Origin of the sequence: Sphingobacterium sp. UME9 (assembly GCF_014170215.1) — a bacterium.
In the GTDB taxonomy this organism is placed as follows: domain Bacteria; phylum Bacteroidota; class Bacteroidia; order Sphingobacteriales; family Sphingobacteriaceae; genus Sphingobacterium; species Sphingobacterium paramultivorum.
Window position 1 is genome coordinate 170,415 of the sequence record NZ_LZZP01000012.1, and the last position, 23,134, is coordinate 193,548.

15 protein-coding genes are annotated in these 23,134 nt (G+C 40.7%); 4 read left to right on the forward strand and 11 right to left on the reverse strand.

The features are described from left to right. Window positions 1-151: 151 nt before the first annotated feature. Window positions 152-727: a non-canonical purine NTP diphosphatase gene (locus A9970_RS18225; protein WP_153846030.1), complete on the reverse strand. Its 576-nt coding sequence runs from the start codon at window positions 725-727 to the stop codon at window positions 152-154. Between the two features lie 169 nt (window positions 728-896). Between A9970_RS18225 and A9970_RS18230 the strand changes: the two genes are divergently transcribed. Beyond that, the gene (locus tag A9970_RS18230) at window positions 897-1,097 is read left to right on the forward strand and encodes a hypothetical protein (RefSeq protein WP_153846031.1); all 201 of its coding nucleotides are present in this window, start codon (window positions 897-899) and stop codon (window positions 1,095-1,097) included. Window positions 1,098-1,168: 71 nt separating this feature from the next. Here the strand turns inward: A9970_RS18230 and A9970_RS28730 are convergent, their stop codons facing one another. The 6 genes from A9970_RS28730 to A9970_RS18260 all read right to left on the reverse strand — a co-directional run bounded on the left by A9970_RS28730 (window position 1,169) and on the right by A9970_RS18260 (window position 8,480). Continuing rightward, window positions 1,169-1,831: a hypothetical protein gene (locus A9970_RS28730; RefSeq protein ID WP_259655430.1), complete on the reverse strand. Its 663-nt coding sequence runs from the start codon at window positions 1,829-1,831 to the stop codon at window positions 1,169-1,171. Window positions 1,832-1,922: 91 nt separating this feature from the next. Beyond that, on the reverse strand, window positions 1,923-2,903 hold the full coding sequence (locus A9970_RS18240) for a deoxyhypusine synthase family protein (protein ID WP_153846032.1): 981 nt from the start codon (window positions 2,901-2,903) through the stop codon (window positions 1,923-1,925). A 140-nt stretch (window positions 2,904-3,043) separates the two neighbouring features. Continuing rightward, window positions 3,044-5,266, reverse strand: coding sequence for an outer membrane beta-barrel protein (locus A9970_RS18245; protein ID WP_182983290.1), 2,223 nt, complete (start codon window positions 5,264-5,266; stop codon window positions 3,044-3,046). Window positions 5,267-5,287: 21 nt separating this feature from the next. Further along, window positions 5,288-6,763 carry an N-acetylmuramoyl-L-alanine amidase gene (locus tag A9970_RS18250; protein ID WP_182983291.1) on the reverse strand — a complete coding sequence of 492 codons (1,476 nt, stop codon included), beginning with the start codon at window positions 6,761-6,763 and terminating at the stop codon, window positions 5,288-5,290. Further along, window positions 6,756-7,127 (reverse strand): BlaI/MecI/CopY family transcriptional regulator, encoded by a 372-nt coding sequence (locus A9970_RS18255; protein ID WP_182983292.1) that lies wholly within the window; start codon window positions 7,125-7,127, stop codon window positions 6,756-6,758. The genes A9970_RS18250 and A9970_RS18255 overlap by 8 nt, the downstream gene beginning before the upstream one ends. Before the next feature lie 255 nt (window positions 7,128-7,382). Then, the gene (locus A9970_RS18260; protein ID WP_182983293.1) at window positions 7,383-8,480 is read right to left on the reverse strand and encodes a mandelate racemase/muconate lactonizing enzyme family protein; all 1,098 of its coding nucleotides are present in this window, start codon (window positions 8,478-8,480) and stop codon (window positions 7,383-7,385) included. A gap of 307 nt (window positions 8,481-8,787) precedes the next feature. Here A9970_RS18260 and gltB point away from each other — a divergent pair, with 307 nt between their 5' ends. After that, window positions 8,788-13,302: a glutamate synthase large subunit gene (gene gltB / locus A9970_RS18265; protein ID WP_153846038.1), complete on the forward strand. Its 4,515-nt coding sequence runs from the start codon at window positions 8,788-8,790 to the stop codon at window positions 13,300-13,302. Window positions 13,303-13,319: 17 nt separating this feature from the next. Next, complete coding sequence (locus A9970_RS18270; protein ID WP_182983294.1) at window positions 13,320-14,780, forward strand: glutamate synthase subunit beta; 1,461 nt, start codon at window positions 13,320-13,322, stop codon at window positions 14,778-14,780. 153 nt (window positions 14,781-14,933) lie between these two features. Here the strand turns inward: A9970_RS18270 and A9970_RS18275 are convergent, their stop codons facing one another. Next, a complete protein-coding gene (locus tag A9970_RS18275) occupies window positions 14,934-16,223 on the reverse strand; it encodes an esterase-like activity of phytase family protein (protein ID WP_220801649.1) in 1,290 nt (429 codons plus the stop codon). A gap of 338 nt (window positions 16,224-16,561) precedes the next feature. Here A9970_RS18275 and A9970_RS18280 point away from each other — a divergent pair, with 338 nt between their 5' ends. Further along, window positions 16,562-19,603, forward strand: a complete 3,042-nt coding sequence (locus tag A9970_RS18280; protein WP_182983295.1) for a VIT domain-containing protein — start codon at window positions 16,562-16,564, stop codon at window positions 19,601-19,603. Window positions 19,604-19,648: 45 nt separating this feature from the next. Here the strand turns inward: A9970_RS18280 and A9970_RS18285 are convergent, their stop codons facing one another. The 3 genes from A9970_RS18285 to tgt all read right to left on the reverse strand — a co-directional run bounded on the left by A9970_RS18285 (window position 19,649) and on the right by tgt (window position 22,892). Then, entirely contained in the window at window positions 19,649-20,560 is a 912-nt protein-coding gene (locus A9970_RS18285; protein ID WP_120333512.1) for a DMT family transporter, read from the reverse strand. A 97-nt stretch (window positions 20,561-20,657) separates the two neighbouring features. Then, window positions 20,658-21,734, reverse strand: coding sequence for an LptF/LptG family permease (locus A9970_RS18290; RefSeq protein ID WP_088163445.1), 1,077 nt, complete (start codon window positions 21,732-21,734; stop codon window positions 20,658-20,660). A gap of 27 nt (window positions 21,735-21,761) precedes the next feature. Beyond that, window positions 21,762-22,892, reverse strand: a complete 1,131-nt coding sequence (gene tgt / locus A9970_RS18295; RefSeq protein ID WP_182983296.1) for a tRNA guanosine(34) transglycosylase Tgt — start codon at window positions 22,890-22,892, stop codon at window positions 21,762-21,764. Window positions 22,893-23,134 lie beyond the last annotated feature (242 nt).

Below are 23,134 nucleotides of genomic sequence, written 5' to 3' on the forward strand. Positions count from 1 at the left end.
GCAGAAGCCTTGAATAAAAAAGGAAGCGCAAAACAGATTGTTTTGCGCTTCCTTTTTTTAATTCAAGGCTTCAACCGATCCTATCAAATTACGATCCCCTCCGAGTAAATCGGAAGCTCCTGCTTCTAATCTAATTGAAAGAAATATTAACCTATTTTGTTTTTAAGTATTCAGCGAGTTTACCTACAGCAATCGCTCGATGGCTAATGCTATTTTTTTCCGCAGCTGTCATTTCGGCAAACGTTCTATCATAGCCATTCGGAATAAAAATGGGATCATAACCAAAACCATCAATACCCTTACGCTCTTCAATAATTTTCCCCTCGATACTTCCTTCAAAAAAGTGCTGCTGCTCATTCAAATATAATGAAATAACTGTTTTGAATCTCGCAGTACGATTGGGGTTATCGCCTAAATTTTCAAGGACAAGATCAATATTCTTTTCCATGTCCCTCGATCCGGAATAACGTGCTGAGTAAACTCCAGGTTCACCATTTAATGCATCAATTTCCAAGCCTGAGTCATCTCCAAAACAATAAAGACCATATTTGTTCACCAAATAGTCCGTTTTCTGCTGGGCATTTTCCTCAAAGGTCACTCCTGTCTCTGGAATATCATCGTTACAGTCAATATCATTTAAACTTTTAATGATAAAAGCACTCCCCACGATCGCTTGGACTTCCTCCAATTTATGGGCATTATTGGTTGCAAATACAAGTTCTAGCATCTTCTTCAAATTTAGTTTTTTGTTTGTTCTTTCGCTTTATCGACAGTGCTCCTCACTTTGCAGCGGGCTACGATCTTTCCATGAAGTCACACCCCCAAAAATAAGCATTACGATATATATATTCTGTAATAAAACTTATATTTGGCAGCTATTAACCCAATAAAAAATAATGAAAGAGTTTTCTTTAGCAGTTCATTTACTGCTTACCTTAGCGATGGTGTCGCCAAGCAGTTCATTTGCACAAAAAATGAAAGCTCTTTCTGGAGATTTTGATTTCGTCGGGATACCCAATTCCAATGACAGAATAGCTGAGGGTTACGCTAAAACTGCAAAGTCCCTTGCCAAATTAATAACAAAGAAGATTAAATAATAGATGGGGTTTAAGAGCTTACATTCCCTCTTAAATCCCAATTTTTATTCGTAACAAGTATCTGATAAAAATCAAGAAACAATAAAGGTCTTAAATTCGTTCCAGAACAGCTTCTTTTTATTCACATCGACAAACATCTCTTCAAAACTGAACGTATTAAAAACCGTTGCAATACGGCCTTTCATGTAGGAATTATGTTCAATAAATGGAAGTTTCAAAGACGCGGGTTCCACACCCAACAATATAATCTTAGTTGGTTGGAAAAACTGCATAATGCGCTTAAAATCATTCGGGTTATGGGAATTTGCCAAATTGAGTACCGCAACGGTCTCTTTGGTCAATTTCAAGGCACCAATTGTTTTTTCAAAAGCGTCCAATGCGGCTGGAGAAAAGTAGGGATATTGCTCGTAGCGTAAAATAAAAAGTACTCCCTGATCCTTATTTCCTTGATATATAAATTCACCACCCAATACCTCCAGATGGTTAACAGTATCGCCGTCCCTGCCGGTCTCAATAGCCACAGCGGCCTGCTCCGCACCTACCCCCACTGCCACATACGAGGTATCCTTCGTTGTCGATGATGCTTGTACAACAGCTGCTTGCGCATGAGCACTATTCTCCTCCTGTAAAGGATGTGCAGACAGATCGGCTTGAAAATCAAAACCATTTCCAAAGATTGTTTCATCCATTAAGGTCTGAAGTGCAACGGGATTATCTGTTGTAAGATTGCTCATCGGGAAAAGAAATATTAGACAGTAAAGATAAAGAAGAAAAAGAGAAAAGAAAAAGGAGCGAAGAATCGCTCCTTTCTATATGTCAAAAAGATTAATGACCTAAGATATACGAGAAGATTAATGGCGCAACGATCGTCGCGTCAGATTCTACGATAAATTTAGGTGTATCAATATCTAATTTGCCCCAAGTGATTTTCTCGTTTGGAACAGCACCAGAGTAAGAACCATACGAAGTTGTTGAATCCGAAATTTGACAGAAATAAGCCCAGAAAGGTACTTCTTCCCATTCAAGATCTTGATACATCATCGGAACTACACAGATTGGGAAGTCGCCAGAGATACCACCTGCGATTTGGAAAAATCCAACACCTTTACCTGCCGAGTTGTTACGGTACCATTCTGTCAAGTAAATCATGTACTCGATACCCGATTTTACTGTACTTGCCTTCAATTTACCTTTGATCACATTGGAAGCGAAGATATTACCTGTCGTTGAATCCTCCCATCCCGGACATACAATCGGCAAATTTTTCTCAGCTGCTGCAACAATCCAAGAATCTTTCGGGTCGATCTCATAATATTGTTCTAATATGCCTGAATTAACAACCTGATAAAGAAATTCATGTGGTAAGTAACGCTCGCCTTTAGCCTCAGCAGCATGCCAAACATCTTCAAGATGTTTTTGCAAACGACGAAAAGCTTCCTCTTCCGGAATACAAGTATCTGTAACACGATTATAGTGATTATCCAACAGCTCTCTTTCTTGCTCAGCTGTCAAATCTCTATAATTCGGGATTCTTTTGTAATGTGAGTGTGCGACTAGGTTCATCACGTCCTCTTCCAAATTAGCACCAGTACAAGAAATAAAGTGTACTTTATCTTGACGGATCATTTCTGCCAAAGAAACACCCAATTCAGCAGTAGACATTGCACCTCCCAAAGAGATCAACATTTTTCCACCATCTAATAGATGTTCCTCGTAACCTTTTGCAGCGTCTACTAATGCAGCTGCGTTAAAGTGACGGTAATTATGCTCAATAAATTGAGAAATAGGTCCTTTTTGAGTACTCATGATATTTTCTAACTTTTATAAAATAATAAGTACCGCAAAGGTACTGAATATAATCTATTTTCGTCCCAATAGAGATTCAAAACGCGTATAGACCACATTTTTTTAACAAATGTAAAAAGAATGGTATTCCAATGCTGCGATTATAAACGTGACACTTCTCCTTCAATTGAAGTCTGTTTGACCTTTTGCTTTTTATAAAGGCCAAATGTATAGTTAAAATTTAGGCCAATAATTCTTGAATCGACCACTGTTTTAGAATAAATGTTGAATCCCTGTCCCAAAATCTCTCGTTTCAAAACACGGCTATGAAACAGATCCCGTACTGTCAACGCAAGACTTAACGCATTCGAAAATTGCTTATTGACCGCCAGATGCATTTCATATAAAGGTTTTATAACTGTCTGTGCATAAAGCACATTAGTCCGGTATGAGTTTGTCCAATTTACAGTCATTTGATAAGGTAAATTTAACTGCATCATAAGATTACTCTGAAAGGACCAAATCCCCCGATTGATCAGAAGATCATTCAACTCCGTTGGTATATTTTTATAATGTATATATTGAATCTGACCAAAACCATAGAGCATCAAATTTTTAACAATGGCTTTTCCCATATTCATCGAGATAGCAGCACTCTTAACACCGGCAATATTCTGATAGGTTTGCGTATAATTTTGCTCACTAAGCTGATGGACCATGGAGATATAATTTCGATGATTGATCAAAGAAAGTCCAATATTCCATTTTTGACCATGAACATATTTAAGATCCATATTATCTGACAATTGAGCAGAAAGCTGCGCATTACCCTGATAGGTTGTGCTTGGATCGAAAAAGAAAATGGAAGGGTTCAGATCTTGATAATTAGGTCGTGATATTCTTCGCCCATACGCGACCTGTACCGCTTGACCATTATTTTCAGCTATTCGATAAATACCAAACACGGTCGGGAATAGATTGAACATTTGCTTCCTCCCATTCGTGTTTCTATCTATGTAGTCAATTTTCGTCTGAAATTGTGCGTATTCAGCACGTACACCTAATTTAATCTCCCATTGCGCAAGTTTTAGTTGAAAATCCGTATAAATCGCTTCCAGGTATTCGGTTTGTTTAAAAGTATTTTCTAGGCTATCATCGTCGGCCATTACATACTCTTTTTCCCCTTTTTGATAATGTCCATACGATTGACGTTGGGACCGACTCGCCTGAAAGCCTGCTTCCATAGAAAAGGACCCGCTAAGTTTCCGTTGAAAATCACCCCTGATACCAAAAAGATCAACAGAGAACGGGTTATTTGAGCGCAAAAATTGCTGCTGCTCCTGCTGGTCAGAAAAAAAAGGTACTGTCTTTGTCTTCAAGTCCTGTTTCCTAATACTGCTGTAACGCAAATAATCAAAATCGAACTGAAGCGCTTTATTCTTATTTTCCCCAGCAAAATCATAGTGAAGATTTATACTATTTCTATGCAGCGGATTTCTCAGGTTACTCGTTGAAGCAGTGGATTGCTTCAATGTTCCATCAGCTGAAAAATCATTTTGATAGACACCTATCTCTTTATAATTATTACGAAGATAATTCCAGCTCAGTTCAACAGACGACTGCTTGTCGATCCGATAATTCATACCCAAACGACCATTTAATTCCTGTGTGTTATTCGTTTCCTTATTCAGCTGTCCGATCACATAATGAACATTTTCACTATACGCAAGTTCACGCTTGCGGTCAACATCAAAATAATTCGAAGAGCGTGCAACGGAAAAACTGGAGTTTAAGGACCATCTCTTCATTCCATACTGAAGGCTCACGCCATTATTATACTTCCAAAGCCTACCCTTTGATGCACCTAAAAAAACATTTCCTTTTAGACCTTTCAGTACATCCTTTTTTAAACGAATATCAATTACCCCACCAGCCCCCTCCGCACTCCATTTCGCAGGTGGTATAGTCATGAGATCAATGCTCTCTAAAGAGCTTGCCGGTATAGATTTTAAATAGCCGACCAAGGAAGTTCCGGTTAGATAGGTCTGCTTGCCATTGATGGTAATCAATACGCCCGTTTTTCCCTGTAACGACAAGTTACCTAATTCGTCTACCTCTATACTCGGAATGGCATTTAAAACAGCGAAAGTATTTCCATTCAATAAAACGGGGTTGCTGCCTGGTCGAATACGGACCCGGTCCAAAAGCTGCTGTTCGAGAGGCCTTGATCCCACTACAAGCACTGTATCTATCCGTTTTGAATCGGATCCATTATTCCGCAGCATCGTACTGTCAGTTAATTGCTGTTTAGTTTTGGGAACCATTTGTGCCGATAACAGACATGGCAATGCCATGGATAACCATAAGAGTATCCTAAACTTCATGATATAAACGAAAATTAGTGCTTAGTATTCGAAACTTTGATCTATAGCGTGGGCTAGTTTATTGACAAAGTCAGGTTTCACATTTTTATCAATAGCATTGATGTTATCCAGCTCAAGGAGAAGCGCCGGTATTTTAGCACCACGTAAAATCGCTAGCTTTGTATTTATCGCCGGAGCACTCGCAGCCAGTCCATTCTGTTGCAGCCTTTGTCCCAAACTAAACGCAAATTTGCGGTTAAGCTCTTCTAGCATCGTATGATTAACCCCCGACTGATATAATATTCGAATGGGAAGAGATTGTTTGTCCTTTACATTGTCGAAATGGATCGATAGCAATAAATCCCCTTCAAAGTTCGATCGGTCTCTGAGTAATTTATATTCATCAGCAGCCCTTGACAACACTACGTTGTACCCCTTGCGCTCCAGCTCCTGTTTCAAAAGTAAACAGGTTTCCCAGGTCAATGATTTTTCTTCCAATCCGAAAGATGAAATCCCCCCCGTGTCTTTCCCTCCGTGTCCGGGGTCAAGGATGATCGTTTTAGACGGATTCTTTTTCCCATTTAAAGATGCGGAAAACCAAACGCTCTTCGGGGGATTAATAAAAGAGTAAAATAGCAGTAAAAGGCCTAATAAAGGAACGGTCAATACATATTGCCATCTTTTCTTTTTAGAGGAAGGTTTTGCCATCATGGCCTGAACCCGTTCGACCAGCTCATGCCTATTGTTAAATAAACTGCTCTGCAATCCAGCAGGACAGGCCTGCTGTGTTAAAGTCAGTAGAAAACGGGCATATCCGCTGTTACCATATCGATTGGCCAACACCTCGTCAACCTGATACTCATGCAGCAAATAGAGCTGTCTACGCATCCAATAAACAAATGGATTTAGCCAAAAAAGGCAACGAAAAATTTCAATAAACAATTTATCCCAGCGATGTTTAAAAAAAATATGCTGGCTCTCATGTTCAAAAATTAATTTTCCATCTGCCGAATCAAGCTGATCTTCTTCCATAACAATTACATGCTGAACTGAACAATTCGCATAATGTCCAAAGGGAGCAACCATCGTAAACCCTTCAAATTTATACTGACTCAGCTGTCCAATACGACGGCCTAAGTGGATATAGCGTAACACAAAGCGGCACAACAAAACAAAAGATACAAACAGATATCCATAAGCAATGCCATATCCAATCGAAAAGGAATGCCAGAAAGAATCGACCATTTCTGTTTCAGATACGAGATCACCCGAAGTTCCTATCGAATGGGCAACTGTGTTCGATTGTTCAAAAGCGAGCACTGAACTTGACGACGAAAGAAATAGTTCGCCCAAACGTACAGTTCCAAATGGCAGAAGCAGACTCAACAAACATAAACCCAGGATAAAATAACGGTTCCATTGAAAAAATGAAAGCTGTCTGAATACCAGAAAATAAAGAACTGCCCCGATTACCAGACTGCAGTTAACTTCTAATAAATAATAAAGTAAGCTATTCATGATCTTCGTGTTTTTTGATGAGTTGTTCTATTTTCTGAATATCCTCTGCCGAAAGCTTCTTTTCTTTTACCATAAAAGACAGTAAATTCTCGACCGAATCATCAAAATAATGATCGAGCACTCTTGAGAATGATAACTTTCGGTATTGCATCTTCGAAATCAAAGGATAATATTGATAAGTTTTTCCGAAGGCCCTATAACCTACATACCCTTTCTTTTCCAATATTCTTACAATCGAGGAGATTGTATTATAGGGTATGGAACTACTTGGATCCAGATACTCAATAATATCTTTGACAAAGACCTCTTTGAGCTTCCAGACAACCTGCATGACTTCCTCTTCTTTTTTTGTTAATTCTTCCATAATTTGATACGTTGTTTATACTAACATAAAGCTATAACTTATTTTTCAGTTTTACAACTTAAAAATAAGTTACAAAACTGAAAAATAAGTTTACAGAAGATATTCAATCAAAAAAAAGGCTATTAAAACCTACTTTTTCAACAACTTAGAGAAAAACAAATAGGCCGCCACCAAAAAGATAACAATAATAATCAGGACAATAATCTCTTGTGTCCCTATTCCCCAGTTCATACTATTCATAATTTTTTTTCCAATTTAAATGATCCATTTCTCGCATTGATCTAAAAAAGTTTGGTCTATATCTGCGCCGATTCCAATGTGGTCTGAGATATGTATTTTGTATCCGTCATACTGAATACCGCCGATAACAGGATCCTCCAGATGGCCAACCATACAAGTGTCTAGATCAAAAAACTTGACATTCGGGGCAGCATAAGCGAAATGTACTTTAGCAGCCAAAGCCAAGCGAGATTCCAGCATCCCTCCGATCATACAAGTAATGCCGTATTCAGCGGCAATATGATTAATTTTTAAGGCCTCTTGAATACCTCCTGATTTCGAAAATTTAATATTGATATAGTCGCAAGCATCAGCTTTACAAAGGCGCTCTGCGTCATGGTGAGAATAAACAGATTCATCCGCCATCACGGGAACAATAGTTTCTGTGCGCAATTGCGGTAAATATTCGTCATCCCAGGTACGCATTGGTTGCTCACAAAATTGTATCTTAAAAGGCTCCAGCCCCTGCAATGCTTCTATTGCCCCCTCGTAAGACCAGCCTTGATTTGCATCCACGCGAATAGGCATTTCAAATCCAACAGCCTTACGTATTTCACGAATACGCGCAATATCCGTTTTTGGTTCCTTCCCCAGTTTAACTTTCAACATGACCGCACCTTCGTCCTGTAAACGCTTTGCCTTCAGCGCCATCTCTTCCGGAGATGCAATTCCTAAAGTGATATCTGTCGTAATCTCTCGTTTCGTTCCCTTTAGAAACTGATAAAGCGGCAGACCAGCATGTTTGGCAGCCAGATCATGCAAGGCCATATCAAACGCCGATTTGATCGTTTTGTTACTGGCAATATACAAATCCAATTCAGCCAAACGCTCTTCAATGGCCAAAGGATCGCGCCCCTTCCAGATCTTTGCAAAATCTCTTGCCAGAACTAAGCAAGTATCTTGTGTTTCTCCAACGATCATCGGAAAGGCAGAACATTCGCCCACACCATATATATTGGCATCGGTATATATACGTATAAAAGTATTTTGCGCATAGTCCATTGTCCCTGTCGCAATGACAAAAGGTTCCATAGGAATGCTTAGTCGATAAATTTCAATTTCCGTTATTTTCATCTCATTCTCTTTAGTTAAGCCATGTCGATACAGCATAAAAGGATATGCAATACTTTGCCTAATTTATATATATTCTCGCAATCTTGGGATGCTTTTTCCATATCCGACAAAAAAATATTGCCAAATGTTGCATTATTCAGCTACGCATCAAACTGTATTAATAGCAATGAATATTAAATACAATATCAGCAACAAAACACATCAAAAGGAATGATAAAATCAAATTAAACACATTTTCATTGGAATATTTACAATATTTACGTTTTTTATTCCTATATTAGCAATGTATAATATTTGAAAAGGAAAGATGATTCAACAAAGACCGAAAACGGAGGGCCTCTACGACCCTAATTTTGAGCATGACGCCTGTGGGGTAGGCTTTGTCGCCCATATCAAAGGGAATAAATCACACGCACAAGTAAAAGATGCATTAACCATGCTGGAAAATATGGAGCACCGCGGTGCTTGTGGCTGTGACCCAGAAAGTGGTGACGGAGCAGGTATCATGATCCAGCTTCCCCATGAATTTTTATGGGAAGAATGTATCAACTTGGGTATACAACTGGAAGAGCCAGGTTATTATGGCACAGGTATGGTCTTTCTTCCTAAAGAAGAAGACATGAACAAAATATGTCGGGATTTGATTGAGGAAGCGGCAGCAGAAAGGGGTATGAAATTCCTTGGCTACCGTCCAGTACCAGTCAATCGTGAAGGTATTGGACCAACAGCGCTCAGTGCAGAACCTGAAATTGTCCAATTTTTTGTCAGCAGACCGGACGGCGTTTCAAACACTGAAGAATTTGAACGCAAACTTTTTGTACTACGTCGCCTGATCATTCAAAAAGTTAAACAACAACAAGAATACCCTCTCCCCCTTTACTTTGCATCGCTTTCTTGCAAAACAATTATTTACAAAGGTCAATTAACAACATACCAGGTCGGAACTTATTATCTTGACTTACGCGATCCTCGTGTGGTATCTGCTTTTGGCTTAGTTCACTCGCGCTTTTCCACCAATACCTTCCCTTCATGGTCCCTCGCTCAGCCGTTCCGTATGCTGGCGCACAATGGGGAGATCAATACGTTGACAGGTAACCTGAATTGGTTTTATGCAGGTATGCGCGCTTTATCATCACCCTATTTTACGGAAGAAGAGATGGAAATCTTACTTCCAATCGTTGACCGTGGTCAGTCCGATTCGGCCTGCCTCGACAATGTAGCGGAACTTCTTTTACACAGCGGCCGTAGTCTCACCCATGTCATGTTGATGTTGGTCCCTGAAGCTTGGGATGGCAATACGCAAATGGACCCTTTAAAACGTGCTTTCTACGAATACCACGCAACGTTGATGGAACCTTGGGATGGTCCTGCAGCACTCTGCTTCACCGATGGTAAGCATATTGGCGCTACATTAGACCGCAACGGCTTACGTCCACTACGTTATGCCGTAACCTCAGACGACCGCGTCGTTGTTGCTTCTGAAGCGGGAGCGCTTCCGATCGAAGAGTCTACCATCATCAAAAAAGGCCGTCAACAAGCAGGCAAGATTTTTCTTGTCGACATGGAACAGGGGCGTATCCTCACCGATAACGAAGTAAAAGATCAACTGATCAACCAGCAGCCCTACAGCGATTGGTTGGACAATTACAAAATCAAACTGGAAGAATTGGAAGAACCCCGTGTAACCTACACCTATCTTTCCAAAGATTCCGTTTTCAAATATCAAAAGACATTTGGCTTCTCCCGCGAGGATCTGGAAACCATCCTGACCCCAATGGCATTGACAGGGTACGAACCGACAGGCTCAATGGGGTCCGATGTTCCGCTGGCCATTCTTTCCGATCAACCACAGCATATTTCAAGTTATTTTAAGCAATTTTTTGCCCAAGTAACCAATCCACCAATCGATCCGATTCGTGAACGCTTGGTCATGAGTTTAGCAACATTCATCGGTAATGCAGGCAATATCTTGATCGAAGACAAAAAATTCTGTCACTGTGTGACTTTGCCGCATCCGATCCTGACCTCCAAAGAACTGGAGAAATTGCGCTCGATTGATACAGGATTGTTCCAAGCAAAAACCATTCAGTCTTATTTCCGCTCAGATGGTAAACCTGGATCATTGGAAGCAGGTCTGGAACGCTTGTGCCGTTATGCGGATGATGCCGTACGTGATGGTTTTGAAGTCTTAATTCTTTCAGATCGTGCGATCGACTCCAAACATGCAGCTATACCTTCATTACTTGCTGTTTCAGCGGTCCATCACCACTTGATCAAAACAGGTAACCGTGGTGCTGTAGGTCTCGTGGTCGAAGCCGGTGATGCTTGGGAAGTGCACCATTTTGCCTGCCTATTGGCATTCGGTGCCACTGCGATCAACCCTTATATGGCATTGGCGAGCATCCGTACGATGAAGGAACAAAATACCTTAGATACAGAGCTCACTTGGCCAGAATTATCCAAAAACTACGTCAAGGCCGTCAATAATGGTTTGTTGAAAATTTTCTCCAAAATGGGGATCTCCACATTGCAATCCTACCACGGAGCGCAGATTTTCGAAGTACTCGGCATCGACAAATCTGTCGTTGATAAATTTTTCTGCGGAGCAGTCTCACGTATCGGTGGCATGACATTAGATGATCTTGCCAAAGAAGCCCTCTCAAAACACTGGCGTGGATTTGAAAAAAGCCGTACACCGCAAAATCTATTGCCAGAAGGCGGTATTTACCAATGGAAGCGCCGCGGTGAAGGCCACCTTTGGAATCCCGACACGATTCACCTATTGCAACAGGCTTGTCGCACAGGAGACTACGCAACCTATAAAAAATACGCACAGAAAATCAACGAGCAGAAGGAACATATGTTTACTCTTCGTGGATTGTTGGACTTTGCAAAACATCGCAATTCTATTCCATTGGAGCAAGTAGAACCTGCTAGTGAAATTCTAAAACGTTTCGCAACCGGAGCGATGTCCTTTGGATCAATTTCCCACGAAGCGCATAGTACCCTTGCCATCGCCATGAACCGCATCGGTGCAAAATCGAACACTGGTGAAGGTGGAGAAGATGAATTGCGTTATCAACCGCTTCCAAATGGAGATTCGATGCGCTCGGCAATTAAACAGGTTGCCTCGGCTCGTTTTGGTGTCACGTCCAATTATCTGACACAAGCGGACGAACTACAAATCAAAATGGCCCAAGGTGCCAAACCGGGAGAAGGAGGTCAATTACCTGGTCCCAAAGTGGATGCCTGGATTGCAAAAACCAGACACTCTACACCGGGTGTCGGTCTGATTTCGCCACCACCCCACCACGATATTTACTCCATCGAAGATTTAGCCCAGCTGATCTTTGACCTAAAGAATGCTAACCGTCAAGCAAGAATCAACGTAAAATTGGTCTCTAAAGCAGGTGTTGGTACCATTGCTGCCGGAGTTGCAAAAGCCCATGCCGACGTCATTCTTATTGCAGGTTTTGATGGTGGTACAGGTGCATCTCCAATCAGTTCAATCAAACACGCTGGACTACCTTGGGAATTAGGCCTTGCAGAAGCGCATCAGACACTTGTTAAAAACAAATTGCGCAGTCGTGTCGTGTTACAAGCGGACGGCCAGGTAAAAACAGGTCGCGACATCATCATCGCTACACTATTGGGCGCTGAGGAATGGGGCGTATCTACAGCAGCATTGGTTGCCGGCGGCTGTATCATGATGCGTAAATGCCACCTGAATACATGTCCTGTAGGTGTTGCAACCCAAGATCCAGAACTGCGCAAATTATTCTCTGGAAAACCAGAAGATATTGTCAACTTATTTACCTTCCTCGCGGAGGAAGTCCGTGAAACTATGGCTTATCTAGGCTTCCGTACCATCAACGAAATGGTGGGAAGAGCTCAATTCTTGAAAAAACGCGAGAATATAAACCATTGGAAAGCTAAGAAAATTGATTTCACAGACATTCTATATGTGGAACGCAACGAGCCTGGACAATCGTTATACAATACCGAAGAGCAGGATCACGGTATGGCCATGATTTTGGATTGGGGCCTCCTAAAACAGTCAAAATTGGCTTTAGACAGCAAAACTCCTGTATTTGGCACCTTTAAGGTCAAAAATACAGACCGTACGATCGGAACAATGTTGTCCAATGAAATTTCAAAACTCTATGGTTCTGAAGGTCTACCTGACAATACCATCAATTTCAAATTTGAAGGTTCGGCAGGACAAAGTTTCGGTGCATTTTCAACAAAGGGTCTTTCATTTGAATTACAAGGTGAAGCCAATGATTATGTTGGAAAAGGACTATCAGGAGCTCAGTTAGCAATCTATCCAGTTGCAGAAAGTGCCCTTGTACCGGAAGATAATATCATTATCGGTAACGTTGCGCTATTTGGAGCAACATCCGGACATCTATTCGTCAACGGACAGGCCGGTGAACGCTTTGCCGTACGTAACTCAGGTGCAACAGCTGTAGTTGAAGGTGTTGGTGACCATGGCTGCGAGTACATGACTGGGGGCCGTGCGCTGATCTTAGGGGCAACGGGTCGTAACTTTGCGGCCGGAATGAGCGGTGGTATCGCATGGATCTACGACATTAACGAAGATTTCCGCGAAAACTGTAATCAGGAAATGGTCGACTTGGATCCATTGGAAAGTGAAGACGAAACCGCAATTATCGCCTTACTAAAACGTCATATCTTGCTCACCAATAGCCGCAGAGCAGATTTCATTCTACAAAATTGGTCAAGAGAAAAAAATAAATTCATTAAGGTATTCCCAAGAGAATACAAAAATGTCATTCGTCAAAAATTAGTTGAAGCATAATATAGGAAGCACAGATCATGGGAAAAATTACAGGTTTTAAAGAATTTGAGCGCGTGCTTCCGACAAAAGAAGCTGTGAAAGGTCGCGTACAGCACTTTAAGGAATTCAATAAAGGGTATTCTGAGAACGAGCTAAATAAGCAGGCCGCTCGCTGCATGGACTGCGGTATTCCATTTTGTCATTCAGGTTGTCCACTGGGCAATGTCATCCCCGAGTTTAACGATGCCGTATACGATGGAAAATGGGAAGAGGCCTATCAGATTTTGTCCTCCACCAATAACTTCCCCGAATTTACAGGTAGAATATGTCCGGCACCATGCGAATCAGCCTGTGTACTTGGCATACACAGTACTCCGATCACTATTGAGGAGATCGAAAAACATATTATTGAGATTGCTTTTAAAAAGGGTTATGTCAAAGCACATAAAAGCTATTTAAAGACAGGCAAACGCGTCGCTGTCGTTGGCTCTGGTCCAGCAGGATTAGCTGCTGCCGCTCAGCTCAATAAGGCCGGTCACGATGTTATCGTCTTCGAACGTGATGATCAGGTTGGAGGTTTACTCCGCTATGGTATTCCCGATTTTAAATTAGAAAAATCAGTGATTGATCGCCGTGTCAATCTCATGAAAGAATCGGGAATAGAATTCAAGGTTAATACAGAAGTTGGCAGAGACATAAGCTTTTATGAATTAAAAGCTTATGATGCAGTTATATTGGCCACTGGCTCAACCGTTCCTTGGCACATGCAATTACCGGGACATGAAGCTAAAGGCATACATTTTGCCATGGACTTTTTGACCCAACAGAATAAAGAAGTAAGTGGAATTGCAGTCGAACAAGACCGTATCTTGGCAACAGACAAACATGTTGTTGTCATCGGTGACGGTGATACCGGATCAGACTGTATTGGTACATCCAATCGTCATCGTGCAAAAAGTATCACACAGATTGCCCGCAAACCTACACCATCTAAACAACGTCTAAAGAACAATCCTTGGCCGATGGACAAGCTCACATTCGGAACCTCCTCTTCCCAAGAAGAAGGCTGTGAAAGACTTTGGGCTACAGAAACTCAAGAATTTATTAAAGATGAAGATGGCCATATCAAAGCTATAAAAATCAAAGAGGTTCAATACGAAGTTGATGAATTTGGAAAAAGAACCCGCTTAGGAGAATCCGAGATCCGTGAAATACCGGCAGACCTCGTATTATTGGCTATTGGTTATCAACATACTGAACATACGCTCTTAGAACAGTTAGGTGTTCGTGTAGATGAAAAAGGAAATATCCTTGCAAATGACAAAGACTACCAAACGACAATTGACAATATCTTCACTGCCGGAGACTGCCGCAAAGGCCAGTCGCTTGTTGTTTGGGCCATCTCCGAAGGACGCGAATGTGCTCGAAAAGTCGATGAATACCTAATGGGGTATTCAGAGCTTGAAAGTAAAGACTTCCTGGCGACAATAAATGCATAAAAGTAGGCCGCGCTCAACAGAGAGGTCGTACCAGTGATACGCCAAGCCACCGTTTAATCTTTAATAATAAGGAGACAAGCTTGGACCGTATAAAATCATAAAAAGGGTCCGTTGAGAATTCAACGGACCCTTTTTATAGTCAGTAATTAGTCCCTATTTCAATGGGTCCTTAAGCTGAACAAAATAAATACTATTTTTGTCTACAGTCTTTATGTAAGGCAATATTTTCGACTCATAGAAGCCTTTTCCAGTCACCCCAAAATCATCATCATTACATACCGCGATCATGAATGGATTAATGACAGCCAAGCCCTCTGCTTTATCATGCGGATACAATTCCTTGATGTCAGTCATTAAATCGGCAACCAATGTCTTATTGACTGGTTTAATATTATATTTTGCCAATGTAGCTGCGTCTTTGAGTTCCTCGACAGTTTTACCGTCAAATAATTTCCCAGTTGCGGTATTATTTGCATCCGAGATATCTGTTGCGCCAGAAAGATCAATTTTATAAATTTTCTTAAATACAGTAGAGCGAGTTGCTTCTGTCGCGTATTCCCCATCACGTTCCAATACAATAAATGTTGAATTGCTCACGGCAGCAATTTCACTTACAGCCTGCAAATCGGTACGCTCCATCATATAGACATACTGTTTCGTGGCGCCACTCGCAATATCGAGCGTAACAATACGGATTGCCAACGAATTTTTAATCGCATCTTTAGATGGATTATACAGCGGAAATTGCATGATTCCGACCAGTGTTTTACCGTCAGGCGTAAGCGTCAATCCTTCCATTCCGCGATTAGGACGACGTTTGGCAAATACCAAAGGCAACTTTTTACCCGTAGACCAAGGGTTAATCCGTTCGATTTCTTTTCCCGAAGCGTCAAAATGAACGATATGTGGTCCGTATTCGTCACTGACCCACCAAGAACCATCCGCCGCTCTCGCTAGTCCCTCTGAATCGATTCCATCCTCACTTTTCCCTAGATCTTTACCATCAACCCCCAATGCTTTTTCTCCAGAACCACCCTTCCCTTCAGGATTTGGCAGGCCATTCAATTTCACACCATCTTTATTTTTCAATTCGATAACAGATTCCAATGTTAGCGTATTTTCCTTTAATCTGAATTTACCAATCTGTGGTGCAAATGCCGGAGTAGCAAATACTTTACTATCACTTTCTGTCCCATCAATATTTGGTCCCCTATCAGTTAAAAGATAAAATATAGATTTATCAGTAGGATCTTGGACCATCGAAGACCCATAGCCTCCATTATACACTTTTACACCATTAATATCACTTAATACTTTTGGGTCTGTTGCTATTGCCTTTTGCGGATAGGTCAGTTCTATCGGGTCAGTAATCTGCGACACATCATCTTTACTACATGAAGCACACAATAGGGCCATCCCCAGTACACTGTATATTTTTTTCATCTGTACAAATTTTTCAAATAATGTTTACTGCTGTTCAGGTTTATTCGAATAGCCAAATTTTATTCCTGTCGCCTTGCATATCTGATAAAACAGTACGGTTAGTTTAAACCTATGCTTGGTTGGCTGTCCGAATACTGATGCAAACATAATTGCCAGATATTAGCCAATCATTAACATAAGTTTAAATAAACTGCATCTCTCGTAAAAAACATCCTATAAAAATTAAATACCCTCGGTTATGGAATTTTGAATTTTCCTGCATCACTAGAAAAATAAATAGCTAATTGTGCAGCGAATCAACGGTACATTCTCTGCCCTCACCTACTAAACATAGAAAGATGAAAAAGATCATAGTTGCCCTTTGCATAATTTTGGTATTTTCCAATGTGGATACGAAATCTCAGATCAGAACTACACGCGAAATACCCAGCTTAAAAATTAAAAATGACGATGGCCAGCAAAACAAGGTGATGTTGGCAGACCTAAAAGTAGATGTCGTGATCTTCGGAAGTATAGCCAAAACGACGATGACAATGGTCTTCGACAATAAGACCAATCGCGATCTCGAGGGCGAGTTGACATTCCCTATGCCCGAAGGTGTCTCCGTGAGCGGCTACGCCTTAGATATAAACGGCAAATTACGCCAAGCAGTTCCAGTCGATAAAAATAAAGGAACCGAAATATTTGAAAGTATAGAAACACGCCGGGTCGATCCGGGTCTATTGGAAAAAGTCGAAGGAAATAATTTCCGAACTCGAATTTACCCATTACCAGCGAATGGAAAGCGCACCGTTCAGATTAGCTATTCAGAAAATCTGACAACTGAATCCGATCAGGCTCGTTACTACCTTTTACCCTTAAACTATACGTCCCCCATAGAAAATTTCGCCTTGGATATTCATGTCTTTCAAGACACACATAAGCCAGATTTCACAGAGAAACCAGATGGTTCGTTGGCATTCTCACAACATAACAGCAATTACACTGCTTCTTTACATAAACAACAGTTTAAATCCCAACGAAATTTAGTCATTCAACTGCCGACAGACAACAGGGAAGCATCAGGCCTATTTCAAGCAAATGGCGATAAAACCTTCTACTTTCTTGCCAATGCAACGGTAAACTCTACAAAACCTGTTCAGAAAAAATGGGGGCACAGCATTGGAATTATATGGGACCGTTCGCTCAGCAGTAAAAATAGAGATATAGAAAAGGAACTCGCACTATTAGATCTCTTTTTTAAAGAAAACCCCAATATGACTGTTGATCTGGGCTTATTGGACATCCGCTTTGTAAAAGGGCATACGTTTCAGGTAAGACAAGGTAATTGGAATGATCTCAAAAACTACATCAAAGGAATTGATTACGATGGCGGTACAGACTATAGCCAAATAAAGGCAGGTGTAATACAGGCCAGCAATTACCTGCTGTTTAGCGACGGCCTTTCTACATTTGGTCAAAGTAAAATGAGCCTTGACAATCCAGTCTATTGCATTACTTCATCCAGTGGATCGGACTATGGTGTTCTAAAACAAATTGCCCAAAAACATATTGGAAAGATGATCAATTTAGCCAATACCTCAATAACTGAAGCTTATCATAAGCTAAATACGATAAACCTGATTTACCTGGGGATAAAAGAAAAAAATGATTTTGAGGAAGTTTATCCTCAAAAAGGCTCCGCAATACAAGCCAATTTTTCTATCGCAGGCTTAGGGAAACGCCCCGGATTGAAGCAGCTCACAGTACTTGTAGGAGATGGGCAACAAGCACCACAAGAGATTAGTATAGCTCTGCAGCCTGACCATGGTGAAATTGACCTACAGCAGATCTGGGCACAAAAGAAAATTGAAGCGCTGGATCTTCAATACGAAGACAATCGTGAAGAAATTGAAACCCTTGGTAAACAGTTCGGTATTGTTACCCGAAATACCAGCTTAATTGTACTGGAAACTGTAGAAGATTACATACGTTATGCAATAACTCCACCTGCCGAATTGCTTTCCGAATTCAATCGGCTCATAAAAGAAGAAAGCATAGCAAAGGAAGAACGTGTAGCAGACTTGTTGGATCAGGCTCAAGACATTACCAAACAGCTTCAGTCCTGGTGGAATACCGATTTTCAGCAAAAAAAGAAATACCCAAAACGGAATAAGTCGCTTCAATCTGCAGATTATATGGCCATCGAAGAAGAACTCGCTCCAAATGTTATTGTTCCACCCATTCCGTCGCGCCCCACAGCTAGTCCTGCAGCTCCCACGCTAGCCTTAGAATCGCGTTCATCTGACGGAACCTTAGCGAAAAGCATCTCGGCAACTGGCAATTCAAGCACTACCCATGCAGCAACCAGCGAACTGGCGAGGGCGGCCGCATCTGAGGACGTTCTTCAGGAATTCGCTGTTGTTCAATCCTTAGAAGGACGTGTAGCTGGCCTACAAACGCCAAGCGGCATTAACAACATACGTGGAAAAATCAGCATCCCCGAAATAAAAGAAGACCAAGCCTATTTACAGGACCTTATTCAATCTAAAGATCCTTACAAAAGCTATCTCCAACTTCGGGATCAGTATATGGGAACGCCAACTTTTTATTTTGATGTCGCAAACTTCTTTTTCAAAAGAGGGGATCGAGACAAAGCGTTACTCATTTTAAGTGCACTCGCAGACTTACAAATTGAAAATGCAGATCTCTATAAAACCATCTCTTATAAGTTACGGGAATGGGGCGATTACGATAATGCACTATTCATTACAGTTAAGGTATTAAAATGGCGTCCAATGGATCCACAAAGCCACCGCGATTATGCCCTTGTCTTACAAGACAAAGGTATGTTCAAGGAAGCACTAGAACAATTATATGGAATTTTGACCCAGAGCTACTCCCCGGAAGCCGCCGACCGCGATGACGGTATTGAAGAAACATTGGTTATGGAAATCAATAATATCATTAAAGCAAACAAAGCTGCAAGCTCCACAGTTACCGTGAACAAAAAATTGATTGCGGATCTGCCCGTTGACATTCGTGTTGTCATCAATTGGAACTCACAAAACACCGATATAGACCTTTGGGTAACTGATCCAAATCAAGAAAAATGCTTTTATAGTAATCCCGCCACAGCGATTGGGGGTCGACTCAGCAATGACTTTACTGGCGGCTATGGCCCTGAACAATTTCTATTGAAAAAAGCACTAAAAGGAAAATATAAAATTGAAGTTGATTTCTTTAACGATGGTTCCCTGACGCTAGCAGGTCCAGCGGCTGTCATGGCTGAAATTTATACCTACTATAGCAGTGGAAAGCAAGAACGAAAAATCGTTACGATCTACCTTGACCGCGATAAGGAGCGCAATATTGGGATTGGCGAATTTTCATTCCAGTAGATTACCAGAGACAGTGAAGTCAATAAATTGACTTCACTGTCTCAATTAATGCAATTTACGAATAACCAGATCCTTTTGTCTATTCTCTAATTTGGTTTTTACATAAGGGTAAGTAAATACTGCTCCTAAAACGATACAGGCTCCAAGATAAAACCCGCCGCTCATGGTCTCCTTTTGCCCAAATATCAACATCGCCAACAGAATACCATAAACAGGCTCCAGATTGGTTGTCAGCGCAACAGTAAAAGCAGATAATTCCTTCATAACAGCAACGCCCATAACATAAGCCACCGCCGTACAAACCACACCTAACAACAGCAGATAAATTAAATCTTGCTGCCCCAGTCTCATTTCAGCATTGAAATCTCCTGTAAACAACATCAATATGCTGATCCAGAAGCATGCCCCCATCATCTCATAGAACGTAATCAGGGTTGGGCTCGATTTTTTAACCATACGCGCATTGGCGATAGAAAATATACTCGCGCAAAACGCACAACCAAGCCCCGCCAATAGACCAACGAGGTAATGTGTTTCAAAAGAAAAGATCGTATAAATACCGATGATAATTACCAAACCAACTACAATATCCAACAGTGCAATGCGCTTTTTATTCACAATAGGCTCCAATATTGCCGTAAATAAAGTCACCGACGATAGCGTAACCAATGTCACCGATACGGTAGATACTTTGATCGAATAAAAAAATAATACCCAATGCAGCCCAACAACGGCCCCCACCATAAAAAATTGGAGAAACTGTTTCCGCGAAACTACAATCGATTGTTTGGTTACCAAGAAATAGATCAACAGCGCGATAGACGCTATTGCAACACGATACCACACCAAATGAAGGGCAGATACGGAAATCAGACTACCCAAAATTCCGGTAAATCCCCAAATAAGTATTGTTAAATGCAGAATTAGAATATTCCGATTTAATTGAATTTTAGTCATATTCTCTAGAATACATTTGTATAGAAATGATGAGCAATACCTATTATTTCCCTTTATAAGGCAGGCTCACTGAAGTTATTGAAAACTGAACAAAAAATTACTTTGGCGCTTTTATCGCCAGGTATAGTGCTACCAAAAAGAAGGTAACATTCGGAATTAACACGGCTATCAACGGTGGCAGTCCCCCTTTCAAAGAAAACATAGTTGCAAACTGTATAAAGACGATATACGTAAAACTTAACGCGATACCAATACCAAGACTCAATCCTATCCCCCCACGTACTTTCTTGGAGGACAGTGCAACGCCCATCAAGGTCAGTACAAAAGCTGAAAATGGATATACATAACGCTTGTATTTCTCAAGTAATAAGTCGTTCATAACTCCGGTTCCCCTGATCTCCTCCTTATGGATACGAATATTTAATTCGCGTGTATCCATGGCGGTAAACATATTATCACGTACCTCAAAATCCGAAGGTTTCATATCCAAGGTTGTGTCTTTAACGGCTCCTTTGTCCATGCGTTCATGTAGTCCATTAATAATACGATTGGTATACCCTTCGATCTTCCATTTTGTTGCCACCGAGTCCCAAGTAATACGGTCAGCCATCATTTTTTCCTTGAGGGTATCCCCTTTGAAAATTTCAAGTACAAAGCCGTATCCTGTTTTGGTTGTATTATCAAAATTGTCTATATAAACATAGCTGTTTTTGTCCAATTGCATGTGAGTAGAAACCCTCGAGTTATCCTTGGGTGGCTTTACGTAGATATTTTCAAAATCAACCTTCATCTTATTGGTATTAGGAATAATAAAGATGTTGAATACCAAAGAAATGGCAAAGATTAGGGTTGCAGCGATCATGTAAGGACGAAGCAAACGGTTGAAGCTATACCCGGCGCTTAGAATCGGGACAATTTCAGTTTGGTCCGCCATCTTGGAGGTAAAGAAAATAACCGCAATAAAGTTGATCAGCGGACAAAGAAAATTTAAGTAAAAGGGAATAAACCCCGCATAATACTCAAAAATAATCTTATCGAGGGGTGCATGATATTTTAAAAAATCATCCAATCGTTCGGACACGTCAAAAACCACCATGACAACAGTAAATATCGCCATAGTGAATAAAAAAGTACTTAAATACTTTTTGATAATGTAACGATCGATTAACGACAGCATTTTTTTAACTTGAGCTATTTAGTTTTACAAACGTTGATCCAATATTTTCACCATTTTGTTTTTCCAATCGTAGAAAGTTCCATCAATGATTCGCTCCCTAGCCTGATTAACCAACCAAAGGTAAAAATGTAAATTATGTAAAGAAGCAATTTGTGCCCCTAGAATTTCTTGCGATTTAATCAAATGCCTTAGATAGGCTTTCGAATAAAATTGATCTGTATGCAGATCACTCTCCGCTTCTATTGGTGAAAAATCGTCTTTCCACTTTTCATTTTTGATATTGATAATACCATTTTGTGTGAAAAGCATACCATTTCTAGCATTACGGGTTGGCATAACGCAATCGAACATATCCACCCCTAAAGCAATATTTTCAAGAATATTTACCGGTGTTCCTACCCCCATAAGATAACGTGGTTTGTCATGCGGTAAGATATCACAGACAACTTCGGTCATAGCATACATTTCTTCCGCAGGTTCCCCTACCGATAATCCACCGATCGCATTTCCTTCGCGGTTAAACGAAGCAATAGTCTCCGCAGATTTTATTCTTAAATCTTTGTAAACAGATCCTTGAACGATCGGAAACAAAGTCTGATCATACCCATAGAGCGGATCTGTGCTATCAAAACGATCTACACAGCGTTTCAGCCAACGATGGGTCATATCCAAAGAACGACGTGCATACCCATAATCACATGGATAAGGCGTACACTCGTCAAATGCCATAATGATATCCGCACCGATAATACGTTGCGTATCCATTACATTTTCTGGTGTAAATAGATGTTTTGATCCATCGATATGGGAACGAAAGGTAACCCCTTCTTCTTTGATCTTACGTACTTCTGTCAACGAATACACTTGATAACCACCAGAATCTGTTAAAATAGGTCGATCCCAACCATTAAATTTATGCAATCCGCCGGCTTTATTCAACACATTCAACCCTGGACGTAAATAGAGGTGGTACGTATTACCCAGAATAATCTGCGCTTCAATATCGTTCTTCAATTCATGTTGATGAATTGCTTTCACTGTACCTGCCGTACCAACAGGCATAAAAATAGGTGTTTGAATGGGACCATGTGCAGTTTCGACAACACCTGCACGTGCTTTTGACAACTTATCTTGTGCTTGTAGCGTAAATTTCATTAATATTTTTCCTCTGAGACTATTTCTATTTTAAAGGATGATTTGCCATGGACATGGCGATATCGGCATTTGGAGTAAAAAAAATTAAAAACTCATTTTCAACTAGTTGCAACTTAAAAAGTCGTTATAGCTTTCCTAATTTCCACCCAAGCTCGGATTCATCCCTAGAATACGTTGCAAAAATACTATAAAAAGATTTGCAAACAGGATGTTTCAAAAATAAATTATCATTTTTCCCCTAT